This window comes from Streptosporangium oxazolinicum (genome assembly GCF_039537505.1).
Lineage (GTDB): Bacteria > Actinomycetota > Actinomycetes > Streptosporangiales > Streptosporangiaceae > Streptosporangium > Streptosporangium oxazolinicum.
The window spans coordinates 603,972-618,686 of record NZ_BAABAQ010000001.1; the positions used below are offsets into that span (position 1 = coordinate 603,972).

18 protein-coding genes and 1 pseudogene are annotated in these 14,715 nt (G+C 69.1%); 8 read left to right on the plus strand and 11 right to left on the minus strand.

Features of this window, described 5'->3' with window-relative positions; all coding sequences use genetic code 11:
* The first annotated feature begins 167 nt into the window (after positions 1 to 167).
* Positions 168 to 893 (plus strand): hypothetical protein, encoded by a 726-nt coding sequence (locus ABD817_RS02850; RefSeq protein ID WP_344914634.1) that lies wholly within the window; start codon positions 168 to 170, stop codon positions 891 to 893.
* Positions 894 to 1,030: 137 nt separating this feature from the next.
* On the opposite strand, the gene ABD817_RS02855 is transcribed toward ABD817_RS02850, so the two are convergent.
* Complete coding sequence (locus ABD817_RS02855) at positions 1,031 to 1,669, minus strand: TetR/AcrR family transcriptional regulator (RefSeq protein WP_344915589.1); 639 nt, start codon at positions 1,667 to 1,669, stop codon at positions 1,031 to 1,033.
* A 332-nt stretch (positions 1,670 to 2,001) separates the two neighbouring features.
* Positions 2,002 to 3,108, minus strand: coding sequence for a CapA family protein (locus ABD817_RS02860; protein WP_344914636.1), 1,107 nt, complete (start codon positions 3,106 to 3,108; stop codon positions 2,002 to 2,004).
* 124 nt (positions 3,109 to 3,232) lie between these two features.
* Here ABD817_RS02860 and ABD817_RS02865 point away from each other — a divergent pair, with 124 nt between their 5' ends.
* Together ABD817_RS02865 and ABD817_RS02870 are read left to right on the plus strand one after the other, a co-directional pair.
* On the plus strand, positions 3,233 to 3,652 hold the full coding sequence (locus ABD817_RS02865; RefSeq protein ID WP_344914638.1) for a Fur family transcriptional regulator: 420 nt from the start codon (positions 3,233 to 3,235) through the stop codon (positions 3,650 to 3,652).
* A 24-nt stretch (positions 3,653 to 3,676) separates the two neighbouring features.
* Positions 3,677 to 5,131 carry a catalase gene (locus ABD817_RS02870; RefSeq protein ID WP_344914640.1) on the plus strand — a complete coding sequence of 485 codons (1,455 nt, stop codon included), beginning with the start codon at positions 3,677 to 3,679 and terminating at the stop codon, positions 5,129 to 5,131.
* A gap of 177 nt (positions 5,132 to 5,308) precedes the next feature.
* On the opposite strand, the gene ABD817_RS02875 is transcribed toward ABD817_RS02870, so the two are convergent.
* From ABD817_RS02875 to ABD817_RS02885, 3 genes are all read right to left on the minus strand, one after another.
* Positions 5,309 to 5,515, minus strand: a complete 207-nt coding sequence (locus ABD817_RS02875; protein ID WP_344914642.1) for a DUF397 domain-containing protein — start codon at positions 5,513 to 5,515, stop codon at positions 5,309 to 5,311.
* A 245-nt stretch (positions 5,516 to 5,760) separates the two neighbouring features.
* The gene (locus tag ABD817_RS02880) at positions 5,761 to 5,943 is read right to left on the minus strand and encodes a DUF397 domain-containing protein (RefSeq protein ID WP_344914644.1); all 183 of its coding nucleotides are present in this window, start codon (positions 5,941 to 5,943) and stop codon (positions 5,761 to 5,763) included.
* An 89-nt stretch (positions 5,944 to 6,032) separates the two neighbouring features.
* Entirely contained in the window at positions 6,033 to 6,893 is an 861-nt protein-coding gene (locus tag ABD817_RS02885) for a helix-turn-helix domain-containing protein (RefSeq protein ID WP_344914646.1), read from the minus strand.
* A gap of 467 nt (positions 6,894 to 7,360) precedes the next feature.
* On the opposite strand from ABD817_RS02885, the gene ABD817_RS02890 reads away from it, so the two are divergent.
* The 4 genes from ABD817_RS02890 to ABD817_RS02905 all read left to right on the plus strand — a co-directional run bounded on the left by ABD817_RS02890 (position 7,361) and on the right by ABD817_RS02905 (position 10,137).
* Complete coding sequence (locus ABD817_RS02890) at positions 7,361 to 7,621, plus strand: hypothetical protein (protein WP_344914648.1); 261 nt, start codon at positions 7,361 to 7,363, stop codon at positions 7,619 to 7,621.
* Positions 7,608 to 8,321, plus strand: coding sequence for a hypothetical protein (locus ABD817_RS02895; RefSeq protein WP_344914650.1), 714 nt, complete (start codon positions 7,608 to 7,610; stop codon positions 8,319 to 8,321). The genes ABD817_RS02890 and ABD817_RS02895 overlap by 14 nt, the downstream gene beginning before the upstream one ends.
* A gap of 306 nt (positions 8,322 to 8,627) precedes the next feature.
* Positions 8,628 to 9,182, plus strand: coding sequence for an HD domain-containing protein (locus ABD817_RS02900; RefSeq protein WP_344915591.1), 555 nt, complete (start codon positions 8,628 to 8,630; stop codon positions 9,180 to 9,182).
* 40 nt (positions 9,183 to 9,222) lie between these two features.
* Entirely contained in the window at positions 9,223 to 10,137 is a 915-nt protein-coding gene (locus ABD817_RS02905) for a Rieske (2Fe-2S) protein (RefSeq protein ID WP_344914651.1), read from the plus strand.
* A gap of 219 nt (positions 10,138 to 10,356) precedes the next feature.
* Here the strand turns inward: ABD817_RS02905 and ABD817_RS02910 are convergent, their stop codons facing one another.
* The 3 genes from ABD817_RS02910 to ABD817_RS02920 form a co-directional block, all read right to left on the minus strand.
* Entirely contained in the window at positions 10,357 to 10,584 is a 228-nt protein-coding gene (locus tag ABD817_RS02910) for a hypothetical protein (RefSeq protein ID WP_344914653.1), read from the minus strand.
* A 30-nt stretch (positions 10,585 to 10,614) separates the two neighbouring features.
* Positions 10,615 to 11,370: a sulfite exporter TauE/SafE family protein gene (locus ABD817_RS02915; RefSeq protein WP_344914655.1), complete on the minus strand. Its 756-nt coding sequence runs from the start codon at positions 11,368 to 11,370 to the stop codon at positions 10,615 to 10,617.
* 478 nt (positions 11,371 to 11,848) lie between these two features.
* Positions 11,849 to 12,643: an ABC transporter ATP-binding protein gene (locus ABD817_RS02920; protein WP_344914657.1), complete on the minus strand. Its 795-nt coding sequence runs from the start codon at positions 12,641 to 12,643 to the stop codon at positions 11,849 to 11,851.
* Positions 12,644 to 12,709: 66 nt separating this feature from the next.
* Here ABD817_RS02920 and ABD817_RS02925 point away from each other — a divergent pair, with 66 nt between their 5' ends.
* Complete coding sequence (locus ABD817_RS02925) at positions 12,710 to 13,429, plus strand: hypothetical protein (protein ID WP_344914659.1); 720 nt, start codon at positions 12,710 to 12,712, stop codon at positions 13,427 to 13,429.
* A 20-nt stretch (positions 13,430 to 13,449) separates the two neighbouring features.
* On the opposite strand, the gene ABD817_RS02930 is transcribed toward ABD817_RS02925, so the two are convergent.
* From ABD817_RS02930 to ABD817_RS02940, 3 genes and pseudogenes are all read right to left on the minus strand, one after another.
* Positions 13,450 to 13,767 carry a WD40 repeat domain-containing protein gene (locus ABD817_RS02930; RefSeq protein WP_344915593.1) on the minus strand — a complete coding sequence of 106 codons (318 nt, stop codon included), beginning with the start codon at positions 13,765 to 13,767 and terminating at the stop codon, positions 13,450 to 13,452.
* A gap of 4 nt (positions 13,768 to 13,771) precedes the next feature.
* Positions 13,772 to 14,002: pseudogene (locus ABD817_RS02935) on the minus strand (protein kinase domain-containing protein); the annotation flags it as partial.
* Between the two features lie 47 nt (positions 14,003 to 14,049).
* A complete protein-coding gene (locus ABD817_RS02940; RefSeq protein WP_344915596.1) occupies positions 14,050 to 14,700 on the minus strand; it encodes a response regulator in 651 nt (216 codons plus the stop codon).
* Between the last annotated feature and the right edge of the window lie 15 nt (positions 14,701 to 14,715).

Sequence of the window (14,715 nt, forward strand, 5' to 3'; positions counted from 1 at the left end):
CGCGAGAGTACCGAGCGACGCTCAACCGCGTACGGCCAACGGCAGGTATTGGCCACGTTACCTTAGGCAAACGAACGACTACGCTGCGCGTTTTTCCCCAGCAAAACGGGCATATGAGCAACGAGTCCTGCCGGAGGAGAGTGTCACGGGGAGGAGCCGCGATGGGCATGTCCAAGCAGACATCGTTCACGTTGATGCTCCTCCTGGCCTTCTCGGTGATCGTTCCGGGGTCCGCCGGATACCTGTCGGTCAAGATGGAGGCGCTCGGGCAGGCCCACCGGGAACTGGTCACCCTGGAGAACCGGATCCGTGACGAGAGGCTCGCCGCCCGGATCAGGAAAGTCGAACGAACCTACCGGGACCGGCGGCTCCAGCCGGTCATCGCGTCCGACGGCGAGCCCTGCGATCCCCCCGAAAGGTCCCGCGACGAGCCGGGGACGCGGTCGTCCGGACCCGAGGCGGTCGTGCCCGTACCGGTGGCGAACGCGGAACGGCCGCGCGAGAAGCGGCTGCGCGCGCGGAGACACGTCGTCCAGAGACACGTCCCGCGGGCACAGGACGCCCGGGAACGGGACGCGCGCGCGCCGGACACGCGGGGGCCGGGAGCGCCGCGGCAGGACGTACGGGAGCCCGCCGAGCAGCGGCTGACGGCGCAGGGGCGCCCCGGGGCCGGGATGGTCGGCGAGGCCGCTCCCCCGGAGCGGTGGTCCCAGCTCGAACGCCGGGGCAGGCGGCATCAGGAGGGGGAGGTGCGGGAGGCGTACGGGTCCACCGCGCCGGACGCGATCGACGTCGAGAGGCCCCCGGAGGGCACCGGCGCCTCCCCCGGCGAGGGTTTCCCTCCCGGTTCTCCCCAGACCGAGACACGGGAGACCGAGACACGGGCGAACTGACGGCTCGGCCCCCGGGACGCCTCAGGCCAAAGCCCGGACGAACCGACGATTCAGCCCCGGGGCGTCTCGGCCGGGACCCGGACGAACGCCTCGGACCGAGACCCGGACGAGCCGACGGCTCGGCCCCCGGGACGGCCTCAGGCCGAGACGCCGGCGAACTGACGGTTCAGGTAGCCGCGGATGAGGCGCTTGGCCTCGGCCACGATCTCCGGGGCACCGTTCGGATCGCGCCGGAAGGCCAGCTTGAGCACGGCGTCCCCGGCCTCCACCGCGACGAGGATGGCCAGGTCGAACTCCTCGCTGTCGGCCAGCCCGTACTCCTGAAGGAGGAGGCCGCGCAACCGTCCGGCGATCACCGTGTTGTTGTCGGACCCGGGGTCGAGCAGGTTGAGGTCGACCACGTCGCCGAAGTGCAGGGACCGGAAACCCGGCACGGTCCTGTGCATCTCCACGTACTCGTCGATGATCGCGTCGACCGCCTCCCACCAGCCCTTGTAGTCCTCCGAGAGGAAGCGCCGGCCGATCCGGGAGACGAACCCCTCCACGTGGCGCCGGATCACCGCCTGGGTGAGGGCCCGCTTGTCGGGGAAGAACTGGTAGACCGAACCGATCGCGACCCCCGCGCGCTCGGCGATCCTCGTGGTGGAGAGCGCGTCGTAGCCGATCTCGTCCAGCAGGTCGGCACACGCGTCGAGCATCCGCTCGACACGTCGCGCGCTCCGTCGTTGGGTGGGTTGACGCCGCAGTGGAGCCTCTCCGGACTCCTCGCAGGACATGGTGGACACCACACCATCTTGCCCCTCTGACACGCCGGGGTCAGCGTTTATTCATCAATCGCGAGATTTCTCCACCCTCGGTGAGCCATACGACCCCAGACGAACTCAGGCGACGCCAGACGAACCCGGCGAGGCGACGCGGGAGCACCGGAGAGGCGGCGTGAGCGCCGACGAGGCGACACGGGGGCGTCAGGGAGGTCGCGGAGACGTCAGGGAGGTCCGCGGGACCGCGAGGGCGTCAGGGGGGCGACACGGGAGCACCGGGGAGGTTCCGCGGGAGCGCGTGGCCGGTCCCGCCCTCCGCGTTCACGGAGTCCCGGCGACGGGCGGGGCTACCCGGACCGGGTGGGCCTGGCGGTCAGGCCGGTGCAGTCGCGCAGTGCCTTCCAGCCCTCGATGGCCTGCTGCCGCCCGGTCCCGGTGATCGGGACCGGCACCCCGCCCTGGATGGTGGCCGGGGTCCACTGGTCCTTGAGCACCCTGCGGCCGTTGATCGTCAGGGTGAGCACGCCGGTCCTGCCGGTGTCCGGGCCCCAGTTGTAGAAGACGAAGTTGCCCAGGCCGTAGCTGACGTAGCTGTTCTTCAGGTATCCGGCGCCGAGCAGGATGTGCGCGTGGCCGCCGACGACGACGTCCGCCCCGGCCTCGACCAGCCGGGGCGCCAGGCCGCGCTGTGCCTCGTTGGGGCACTTCTGCAGCTCGGTCCCCCAGTGCAGGTGGACGATCACGGTGTCGGAGTTCTTGCGCGCCCTGCGCACCTCCTGGATCAGCCGCTCCTCGTCCTTGGCCGAGGCGAGGCCGCCCTGGTCGCCGGAGGCCGTCCACGCCTGGATGAACTCCGCGTCCAGCACCTGGGTCGCGCCGATGATGGCGACGCGGTTGCCGTTCACGGTCGTCCGCCACGGCTTGTACGCCTCGGCCTCGTTCCTGCCCACGCCCACGACGGGGAATTTGGAACGTTTGATGGCGGCGAGGGAGTCCTTCAGCCCGCTCTGCATGTAGTCCATGCCGTGGTTGTTCGCCAGGGAGGCGACATCAACCCCGGACGCCTTCAGCGCGGTGAGCGCCGCCGCCGGGGCCCGGAAGGTGAACTGCTTGCCGGGAGCGGGGGTGCCACCGGTGGTGATCGCGGTCTCCAGGTTGACCATCGCCAGGTCAGAGCGCTTGAGCACCTTGGCGATCGGGCCGAGCGCGGTCGTCGGGTCGGCGTTCAGCCGGGTTCGCAACACGCCCTCGAAGTGCACGTCTCCGCCGAAGGAGATGGTGTACGGTCTGCGCTCGGGCGTGGGGGTGGCCTCGGCCGGTTCGGTGGGCTTCTCCACGACGTCGGGGGTCGGTTCCGGAGCGGCCGACTCGGCCGCGGAGCAGGCCGCGAGAAGCACGGCTGAGGCGGTGACCGTGGCGGCCAGGGCGAGGCGGCGAACTATGTACGTGTCCATCGGTATCCGAGGATGCCACTTCATCCATCGCCTGTGTCAGAACTCGCCCCACCAGATTTGTTTCCTCCAAGCTGGAACTGCTCGCTAACTTGAATCATTCAGATTTGAGTCGTACGGTGTGGTCATGGAGGACGAGGACCGGCTACGGCAGGCGGGCCTGCGGGTGACCGCGGCCCGGCTGGCGATCATGCGGACCGTGCGGGAGGGCGACCACCTCGACGTGGACGCCGTCTATCACGGCGTGCGGGATCGGGTCGGCCAGGTCTCCCTGCAAGCCGTCTACGACTCCCTGCACGCGCTGCACAGGGTCGGGCTCCTCCGGCGGATAGAACCCGCGGGCAGTCCCGCCCGGTACGAGACGCGCATCAATGACAACCACCACCATCTCGTCTGCCGCCGATGCGGGAAGGTCACCGACGTGGACTGCGCCGTCGGCCACGCCCCCTGTCTCGACCCGGTCTCCGACGCCGGATACCTGCTCGACGAGGCGGATGTGATTTTTTGGGGCGTGTGCCCCGGCTGTCGTTCCGAAGACACTCGATGAAGAGAACCCCGGAGGAACCTCTCTATGAGCACCAGGCCCACCACCACCACCGACGCCGGAATCTCCGCGCCGAGTGACGAGCACTCCCAGTCCGTGGGCCCGAACGGGCCCCTGCTGCTGCAGGACCACTACCTGATCCAGAAGATGGCCCACTTCAACCGGGAGCGCGTGCCCGAGCGGGTGGTCCACGCCAAGGGTGGCGGCGCGCACGGCATCCTCCAGATCACCGAGGACGTCAGCCAGTTCACCAAGGCGGGCCTGTTCGCCAAGGGCAAGGAGACCCCGCTCTTCATCCGCTTCTCCTCGGTCGCCGGTGAGCTCGGCAGCCCCGACACCCAGCGCGACCCGCGCGGCTTCGCGCTGAAGTTCTACACCGAGGAGGGCAACTACGACCTCGTCGGCAACAACACGCCCATCTTCTTCATCCGCGACCCGCAGAAGTTCTCCGACTTCATCCACAGCCAGAAGCGCCGCGCCGACACCAACCTGCGCGACCACGACATGCAGTGGGACTTCTGGACGCTCTCGCCGGAGAGCGCCCACCAGGTGACGTTCCTGATGACCGACCGCGGCACCCCGGCGTCCTGGCGCCACATGCACGGCTTCGGCTCGCACACCTTCCTGTGGTACAACGCCGGCGGCGAGAAGTTCTGGGTCAAGTACCACTTCAGGACCGAGCAGGGCATCAAGAACTTCACCGACTCCGAGGCCGGCGCGGTCATCGCGCAGGACGCCGACTTCCACATCCGCGACCTGCACACCGCGATCGCGAGCGGGAACCACCCGTCCTGGACGGTGAACGTCCAGATCATGCCGTTCGAGGCCGCCGCCGACTACCGGTTCAACCCGTTCGACCTGACCAAGGTGTGGCCGCACGCCGACTACCCCGAGATCACGATCGGCAGGTTCGTGCTGAACCGCAACCCGGCGAACTACTTCGCCGAGGTCGAGCAGTCGAGCTTCGAGCCGGCGAACCTGGTGCCCGGCATCGGCCCGTCCCCGGACAAGATGCTCCAGGGCCGGCTGTTCTCCTACCCGGACGCCCACCGCTACCGCATCGGCGTCAACTACCAGCAGTTGCCGATCAACGCGCCGAAGGCTCCCGTCCACAGCTACAACAAGGACGGCCACATGCGCTTCAACAACCCGGGCGACCCGGTCTACGCCCCCAACACCGTCGGCGGTCCCGTGGCCGACCCGGCGCTGTACGCGGGCGAGCAGTACCAGGTGACCGGTGAGATCATCCGCTCCGCCTACACCCTGCACCGCGAGGACGACGACTTCGTCCAGCCCCGCGCCCTGTGGGAGAACGTCCTGTCCGAGACCGACCGCTCCCACCTGGTGAGCAACGTCGTCGGCCACGCCTCCGCCCCGGAGGTCACCGCCGAGACGAAGAAGCGCGTCGTCGAGTACTGGACGAACGTCCACAAGGATCTCGGCCAGGGCGTCGCCCAGGGCCTCGGCGTCACCGCCGAGTAGTCACGTCACCTCTCCTCGTACGGCTCGTGTCTCCCCGAGACGCGGGCCGTACGGCTTTCCTGTCCGTTCCCGAAGAGCCGTCCCCGTCTGTCCCCGGAGAAACCGTCCGTCCCCGGAGAACACGAAAGGGGGCTGTCCCGCCGTTGGGCAGGCCCCCGGTCCTGGAAGGACGGCCACTCAGAGATCGAAGTCTCCGCCCTTCACCGCCGCGACGAACGCGATCCACCCGGGCCCGCCGAAGACCAGCACCGGTCCGCCCCTGTCCTTGCTGTCCCTGACCGCGAATCCCCGCCCGGACAGGTGAGCCACCTCGACACAGTTGCCGTTGGTTCCGCTCTGCTGGCTTTTCCGCCAGATCACTCCGGATGGGTCAATATCAGACACAACTCACCCCTTCTCCCATAAGAGACCATAAGGCACCTTAAGGATGAAGGCGTGATGAAGAAGTTGCAAGGTATTAGGCATGGCTAGATAGGACACCGTATCCTGCACGGTCTCCTGGTGTGCGATGATTTTCCCCTGCTCGACCGGCGGGCCGTCAATCCATCCGGTGGGCAGAAGCGTGAAAACGCGATAAGCACAGCGGGGCGGCTCTTGTTCTCTTGCGTGAGTGCCAGGGCCGCTTCTCGCTACATGTCGAACTCCCCGTCCTTCACCCCCCCGACGAAGGAGTTCCAGGCGCCGGGAGCAAAGGTGAGAACGGGGCCGGACAGGTCCTTGCTGTCACGGACTCCCACACGCCCCCCGGTCAGCCTGGCCACCTCGACACAGTTGCCACTGGCGGCGCTCAGGGCGCTCTTCTTCCAGATCACATCATTGTGATTATTCGCGTTTATCATTTTCCGAAAACTTCCCAAGGATTCCCGGAACCGACGGAATACCGGCGGGCGGCTGCCCGCCGCTACCTGTTCCAGTACTTGATTGTTTTTTTGATCAGTTCCTGCGACGCCACCTCGTCGAGGGCGCATTCCACCAGGTGTCCGAAGGCACGTTCATACGTGTAGACGATTTCCGCATCCTCGACGAACTGTCCGCCGCGGAGAGATTCCTCGTAAACGACATCGGGAAAGTCGGAAAACTCAAGGTGCAGGAACGCGCCGGTGGACACCGGCGGCGGAACGTCCTGGGGAAGGATCCTCATCTCCACGTGCTCCAGCTCCGAGACCTCGATCAGGTGCACGAGCTGGTCCCGCATGACGCGGGCGTCACCGTACTGGTTCTTCAGCACGGATTCGTGGAGCACGCTCACATGGGCCAGCGGATCGGGCACGTGCAGCAGTGTGCGTTGCCGCGCCATCCGTATCTCGACCCGGTCCTGAATCCAGCTCGGCGGAAGCCTGCTGGCGTCCTGGCTCGCATGGAGAACGCCCAGGACGTAATCCTCCGTCTGGAGAAGACCCGGCACGATCTGGGGTTCCCAGTTTCGCGCCTTGGTGGCCTCCGCCTCCGTTCCGATCAGAGTGATGTACTCATCGGGTACGGAATTGCGATATCTCTCCCACCACCCTTTCCGGGCGGCGTCGTGCCGTAGCGCGACCAGGATCCCCCGGAGGGGTTCGTCGACCCCGTAAAGCTCGATGAGCGCCTCGACGTCGGCCTCTTTGGCCAACGTCCTGGCGGTCTCGATGCGGCTCACCTTGGCCGTCGACCACTCCAGGCGGCTGGACACCTCGTCGCCGGTCAGGTCCAGGCTTTCGCGAAGCCTGCGCAACTCCAGACCCAGCCGGCGTCGGCGGAGCGCTGGACTGCCACGCTGCGGCATCACGACCTCCTCACCATGACGGGCGGGCGGGTGTCACGGCCTCAACAGGAACCTGACGAATGATAGTGCAAATTACACGGATGATTGCAGTGCATCTGTGGAAGTTTATTGCTTTTTTCCTTACGGCAAGTCTTGCAGCCAAATCTATGCTGAGCGACTATCAGAACAGGAAGGTTCCCGAAAGATCGGGGGAGCCACCGGTGATCATCCGGAGGGCGTCTTCGAGGACCTTCGTGAGCCGCGCGGCGTGGGACGGACGCGTGGCCGTTCGGCAACGGCGCCGTCTCTGACGAAGCGGAGTTGACGCGGGGAGGCCAGCAGGGGGAGCACGGGAACCGGTCGGCGACGACCCAGAGTCGCACGCGTCACAAGAAGGCGCCCCGATCAGGCGCAAAAAACACCGGGCCGGCGGCCACCGGCCCGGTTGGCACAAGAACTCCGCGTCAAAGCCACGAAGGGAGTCTCCTATGTCCTTCCACCGTACCAACAGAACCCACGGAATCAAGACCTTCATCCTCGACCTGATCTATGTGACCGACCGAGAGCTCTGCATGGACCAGGACGAGTGGGCCTATCGGCTCGGCTGGAACGTGACCAGGACCGGTTTCGGGACCAGGCACTACCGCGAGCCCCGGTTCGACCTCCTCAAGGCCGAGCGGACCGCCGCTCCCGCCCTCGCCCTGGCGCCCGTCCGCGACAAGGGGGTGGGCGGCGATGTCGCGGCGTGACCCCCGCGGCGACCACCACGACCGCTACGGCCGTCACGGCCGATTCGGCGGCAGGCCCCCCAGCCGGGCGGGTCTCCTCGTCCGGCTGTGGCGCTGGCGGACGGAGGTCATCCTGCTCGCCACCGCCTCGCTCCTGACGGTCACCGTGGTCCTCTCACTCAAGGAGGGCGACTGGTGGCCGTTTCTCGTTCTGGTCTGCGCCGTCGGCGTTCCCGCCGCCTCCGGCTTCGGGAGAAGCTGGGTGATCGCACACGTGTGGTGCCTGGTCTCCCGGCACCGCATCCAGAGGACGTGCGCGGAGACCGGGATGCACACCCGTTCCGGCCGGTTGCCGCTGATCCTGTGGATCACCCCCTCCGCCGCCGGGGAGAAGGCTCTCGTCCTCGCCAGGGCCGGAACCTGCGCCGAGGACTTCGACGCCTTCTCCGCCGAGATCGCGTCGGCGTGCTACGCCCGCGACGCCGTGGTCTCCCGGCACCGCAGGTGGGGGAACCTGCTCACGGTCGAGATCATCCGGGGGGACGAGGTTCCCGGCCCCCCGGTGGGTCTCGACCGGCTCTACGGACGGGCCGACTGGGTGAGCCTGCGGGCGGAGCGGGAACCGGACGTCCGCCTCACCACCGTCCCGCTCCCCGAGCTCTCCGAGCTCCTTGAGCCGGACGAACTCCCCTTCCCCGGCAGAGGTCAACAGGCCGCGTGAACCCCCGGCCCGCGTCAACGGGAGGCCCCGGAGTTCGCGCTCCGGGGCCTCCCCCTGTCCCGGAGCGGCGGCCATGACGAGTTCACCCACCTTCACTCGCCGAACTCGGAAGCGCCGATGAGAACGGCCGGACGATTCCGCCGTGGACGTACCCTCGGGAAACGCCGTGTTCAACGGGGTTCCCGTCACCCCCGGCCGGGCGTGATCCCATGATCGCTCGGAAAAGCGGGATCGGCGCGCATTAGGCTTGCGCGCGTGACCACCCCTCCAGCACAGGACCGTCTGCACGCTCAGCTCACCTTCGCCATGGAGATCGACAAGCTCAGACGCATCGTCCGCCGCAACACCCTCATGGACGGGTCGCGGCGCGAGAACGACGCCGAGCACTCCTGGTACGTGGGCATGCTGGCGATGGTCTTGGCCGAGCACGCACCACCGGGCACCGACCTCGACAGGGTCGTCGCGATGCTGCTCGTCCACGACATCGTCGAGATCGACGCGGGAGACACGTTCATCTACGACGCCTCGGCCGTCGAGGCCCAGCTGGGCATCGAGCGCAAGGCCGCCGACCGGATCTTCGGACTGCTCCCCTGTGACCAGGCCGCGCGGTTGCGCGAGCTCTGGGACGAGTTCGAGGAGCGCAAAACACCGGAGGCCAGGTTCGCCAAGGCCCTCGACCGGATCGCGCCCATCATGGCGAACCACCACAACGAGGGCGGCACCTGGTCGCTGTACAAGGTGACGGCCGAGCAGGTGCTGGAGAAGGTGAAGATCATCGAGGAGGGGTCGGCGACACTGGGCGCCTACGCCACCGAAATCATCGCCCTCTCCGTCAGCCGAGGGCATTTGGCGCGTGCATAACGCCGTTCTCGGGTAGGTCCCTATGGTCGAGAAGGGGGCGATGGTGAAGGAAACCGTCAAAACAGGGCGCCGGACCTTCAGACGTCTGGTGCCCGGGGTCGAGTTCACCGATCGGATCGAGCGCTCGCCCAGGGCCGACAGACCGATCCGCGTGCTCGCCAAGGCCGTACGCCGGCGGATCGGTCCCGGACCACTGCGTGACCTGCTCCACGGGGTGCCGATCGGCAAACCGCTCCATCCACCGCTCGCCAACCTCAGTTTGGGTCTCTGGGCGGCGACGGCCGTCCTCGACATGACCCGCACCGATCCCCGGGCGTCGCGGGTGCTGGTCGCCGGTGGTCTCGTCACCGCGATGCCCGCGATGGCGGCGGGCGTCACCGACTGGTCCGCGCTCCACCGCGAGCAGCAGCGGGTGGGGTTCGTGCACGCGATCGCCAACCTGGCCGCCCTCGGGCTCTACACCGGTTCGCTGGTGTTCCGGATGGCCGGGCGCGACCGGACCGGACGGACGCTGTCGTTCGCCGGGCTGGGCGCCGCGAGCCTGGGCGGCTACCTCGGCGGCCACCTGGCCTACCGGCAGGCGGCCGGGGCCAACCACGCCGAGTCCGTCACCCACCTGGTCCCGCTGGGCTGGCACGACCTGTGCGAGATCGGCGACCTGCCGGACGGGCGCCCGGTGACGAGAAGGCTCGGTTACATCGACCTGTTCGTGCTGCGCGTCGGCGTCAACGTCACGGTGCTCGCCGACCAGTGCGCCCACCTGGCCGGTCCGCTGCACCAGGGACGCCTGATCTCGGAGGAGGGGACCGCCTGCGTGGTCTGCCCGTGGCACGGGAGCACCTTCAGGCTCTCCGACGGAGCCGTCGTGCACGGCCCGGCCACCGCGCCCCAGCCGTCCTTCGAGACCCGGGTCCGCCGCGACGGGGTGCTCCAGGTCCGTCCCGCGCAGACATGACGCGGGCATGACGGGCATGACGCGGGCATGACGGAGCCCCGCGGGGACCTCCCCGCGGGGTGAGCCGCGAGCGGGCCGTGTCCGTCCGGTCCGCGCGGACGTGACCGGACCCTGCGGGGACCTCCCCGCAGGCCGTGTCCGCCCGTCCGACGTTGCCCCCACGCCCCGCCCAGGCGTGACGGATGCGTCCCACCCGGGCGTGACGAGAACCGGCCCGATTTACGCCGGCTTGCCGTTGGCCGGGTGTTCGACCAGGGCGAGGATACGGCTGGACATGAAGCGGGCGGTGCGCACGGCCGTTCCGCTCCGGGTGACCTCGCTCACCTCGACAACGCCACCTCGGGCGTTGGCCACCTCAACGCGGCGCCCCGCCCTGGTGGCGCTGACCTCGTAGGTACGGGAACTGTCTCCTGCGTCGATGACAACCTCGACTTTGTCACCTTTCATACCCATATAGGTACCCGGTAGCGGGCAGGTTCACCCGTACACCAGTTTGACTATCGCCACTATTCCGATGCAGACGATGAACCAGCGCAGCACCGGGGCGGGCAGTCTCCTGCCGATCTTCGCGCCGAGGAAACCGCCGATCGCGGCGCCCAGCGCCACCATCAGGGCTGCCAGCCAGTCGACCTCCGCGACCACGACGAACAGCAGCGCGGCGGCCGCGTTGACCAGCAGCGCGAGCACGTTCTTGGTCGCGTTGATCCGCTGCAGGCCGTCGTCGAGGAAGCTGCCCATCAGCCCGATGAGCAGCACGCCCTGGGCCGCGCCGAAGTAGCCGCCGTACACGCCGCACACGAGGACACCGGCCCAGAGCCAGGGGCCGCCGTGCGAGTGGGGGCGCTCCCGCCTGGCGCTCAGCCATCTGTTCAGCCTCGGCTGGATCACCACCAGCACGCACGCCACGCCGATCAGGACGGGCACGACGATGTCGAACGTCTCCGAGGGGAGGTAGAGCAGGAGCACCCCACCGGCCACCGCGCCGGCCACCGAGGGCACCGCCAGCCTGACCAGCCGCCGGAACTGCCCCCTCAGCTCCGCCCGGTAGCCGAGCACGCCGGTCAGCGACCCGGGAACCAGGCCGATGGTGTTGGAGACGTTGGCGACGACCGGCGGCATGCCCAGCGCGACCATCGTCGGGAACGTGATCAGAGACCCGGAGCCGACGACGGCGTTGATGGCCCCGGCCCCGATGCCGGCCACGAAGATCGCGACCGCCTCCCACGGTGTCATGCGTTTCCTCTCACTGGTAAGGCTCGCGCCCATGACAGGTGCACGGCACTCACCGGATGCTAGGGCCTGTTTTGTGGATCTTTTCGCCTACCGCGGTCGCCCAGGCGGCGCCCCGCGGCGTTGTCGTCGTCACCCATAACTCCGTTATGAACTCCTCCTCCGCCTTGCGGAGCATCCACCTGGACGATCCTCGCAACGGCGAAGATCCACAAAAGAGGCCCTAGGAGGAGATCGAGGGTTATCCGTGGCGGGGGTGTCCCTAACGGAAGTGTCCTTGACGATCTCGAGGAGTGCGGGCGAGAGGCTCCGGGCCGGGTCCGCCCTCGCGGACGGCGCGGAAGGGCATGACGATCACGTCGGCCTCCCCCGGCTTCGGCGTCGGCCCGCGCCCTGGGCACGGTGGCCTCAGCCTCAGCCTCCGCCTCGCCGAGGGCCCGCTTTTACCCCCGGCCCTCGGTGGAACCGGCCCGGGGCCGTCTCAGAGCTGGTGCGCCCGTGCGTACCAGCGACCGTCGCGCCCCCGCTCCAGGGTGAGCGGGACGCTGAAGGTGCGCGAGAGGTTCTCCGCGGTCATCACCTGGTCGATCGGCCCCTGGGCCACCACCGAACCGTGCCGGAGCAGCAGCGCGTGGGTGAACCCGCTGGGCACCTCCTCCACGTGGTGGGTGACCAGCACCATGGTCGGCGCCTTCGGGTCGTGCGCGAACATCGCCAACCGGCGTACCAGGTCCTCGCGCCCGCCCAGGTCCAGGCCCGCGGCGGGCTCGTCCAGCAGCAGCAGCTCCGGGTTGGGCATGAGCGCGCGGGCGATCTGGACCCGCTTGCGCTCCCCCTCGGACAGGGTGTTGAACCGGCGCCGGATCAGGTGGGCGCAACCAAACTGGTCGATCAGCTCGACGGCACGCGTGACGTCGTGGGAGTCGTATTCCTCCGTCCAGCGGCCGAGGATCGCGTACGAGGCGGTGAGCACCAGGTCGATGACCTTCTCCTCCGCCGGAACCTTCTCCGCCAGCGCGGCGCTCGCGAGCCCGATGCGGGGCCGCAGTTCGAAGACGTCACTCTGGCCGAGCCGCTCGCCCAGGATCTCGACGACGCCCTCGGTGGGGAACAGCATCGCCCCGACCACCTGCAGCAGCGTCGTCTTCCCCGCACCGTTGGGACCGATGACGACCCACCGCTCGTCCTCGTGAACGGTCCAGTCGATCTCCCGCAGCAGGGCCGCTCCGTCCCTGCGGACGGTGACGTCCTGTAGCCGAAGCACCTGACCGCCCATCCCTTACTCCTCCTTGTGAATCGCTGGAACAAAACCTATTGCAGGACAAGCGCATATCGTGGATCGGTGCACCCTGATTCACCGATCTCGGCAACCCTGGTCTGCTGGGGCAACGCCTGGCTCGCCGGACAGGTCGGCCTCGACGAGGCCGCCGACCGCGTGGAACGGCAGGCAGGCCCCCAACTCGTCGCCGGTGAGACCGGCGACCTCCCCCTCCGCGGGTTCCTCGCCGACCTGCGGATCGAGGGCATGAAGTCGCTGCGACTGGCCCTCCCCATCGCGGGCGATCCACTCGGGCTCACCGGACCGCCCCCCTTCAACTCCGCGGCCATCGAGGCCGGGCAGGCGGTGACGGCCGTGCTCCCCGACAGATGCCTCGGCCTGATTCCGGTAAATGACCGCCGCGGGTCATCGTACGCCGGGGTTCGCTGGACCGTGCTGGAGGCCCGTACCGCGGCCCCCGACCTGCCCTCCCTCGCCGAGGCCGAGCACGAGCTGACCCGCGCGATGCGCGCGGCCACCGACGCCCTGCTCGGCGTGGAGGGCCCGGCCCAGGGTCACCGGCGGCTGGAGATCGTGGACGACGGCCTGGCCCCCGGCTATCCCGCCAGGGCCCACCGGGTCGCCGCCCTCGCCGCCCGCCTCGCCGTGGTGCTCCGCGTCGCCGACGACCGCGGGCTCACCTCGGGCCAGATCGCCGTACGCGGTGAGGCCCTGCGCGAGCTCGACCGCGCGGTACGCCGGGCCCGGGTGGTCGCCCACCACGCCATCACCGAGCTGGTCTGACGCCGGGGCCCGGGGGCGGGCTACCGGACGGAGGCGAGCTTCCAGAGCCTGACGGCACGGTCCCTGCCCGCCGAGACGGCCAGCGTACGATCACCGACGGTCATGAAGCCCACCGAGTAGACCCCGCCCCCGTGGGCCTTGACCGGCTTGCCGAGGGGCCTGCCCTCGGCCGGGTCCCAGAGCCGGACGGTGCCGTCCGTGCTGCCCGACACCAGTACGGTGCGGCCGTCGATCTTGCCGAACGCCAGGGAGTAGACGTTGCCGCCGTGGCCCTTGAGCGGCTTGCCGACGGTCTTGGGCGAGCGGCACGGCGCCCCCGGACGGGGGCTCGACGCGATGCCCCGAGACCTGCTCCGGCGACATGTAGGCGGGGGTGCCGACCACCCCGCTCGTCACGGTCATCGCCGAGTCCAGGGCCCTGGCGATGCCGAAGTCGATCACACGGGGTCCGTCGGGGCCGAGCAGCACGTTGCTGGGCTTGAAGTCGCGGTGCACGATGCCCGCCCGGTGGACGGCGGCCAGCGCGGTCACGGTGCCGACCGCGAGCCGGTGGAGCAGCTTGATCGCGACCATCACACCGTCGGGCCGTAGTGGTCCCGGCCTCCCACCGGGCACCACCGTCAGGCCAGGCCGTTCCGCACCGCGTAGAGAGCGGCCTGGGTCCTGTCCTGCACACCCAGCTTCATCAGCACATTGGAGACGTGGGTCTTCACCGTCTTCTCCGCCACCGCGAGCTGCCTGGCGATCTCCCGGTTGGAGCGGCCCGACGCGATCAGCGCGAGCACCTCGCGCTCCCGGTCGGTCAGTGGCGCCACCTGCCTGCCCTCGTTCCCGCCCTCCCGTGCGGCCTGGACGGGGCCGGGACCGGACAGCATCGCCTCGGCGGCCTCGGGAGCGAGCAGCACCTGGCCGCCGTACACCGCCCGGATCGCCTGCACGAGCGCGGCCGGTTCGACGTCCTTGTAGAGGAAGCCCGCCGCACCCGCCCGCATCGCCGGGGCGACGTCGCCCCTGTCGCTGACCGAGGTCAGCACGAGCACCTTCGGCGACAGCCCCCGCTCCCCCAGCAGGAGCAGCGCGCCGAGCCCGTCGAGGACCGGCATCTTCAGGTCGAGCAGCAGCACGTCGGGGGCGAGAGACCCCACCAGGGCGACCGCCTCGGCGCCGTCGGCGGCCTCGCCGACCACGTCGAGGTCTTCCTGGAGGTCCAGGAACGTACGGAGGCCCTGCCTGACGACCGGGTGGTCGTCGGCGATCAGGACGCGGACCACCCGGTCGCCTCCGCC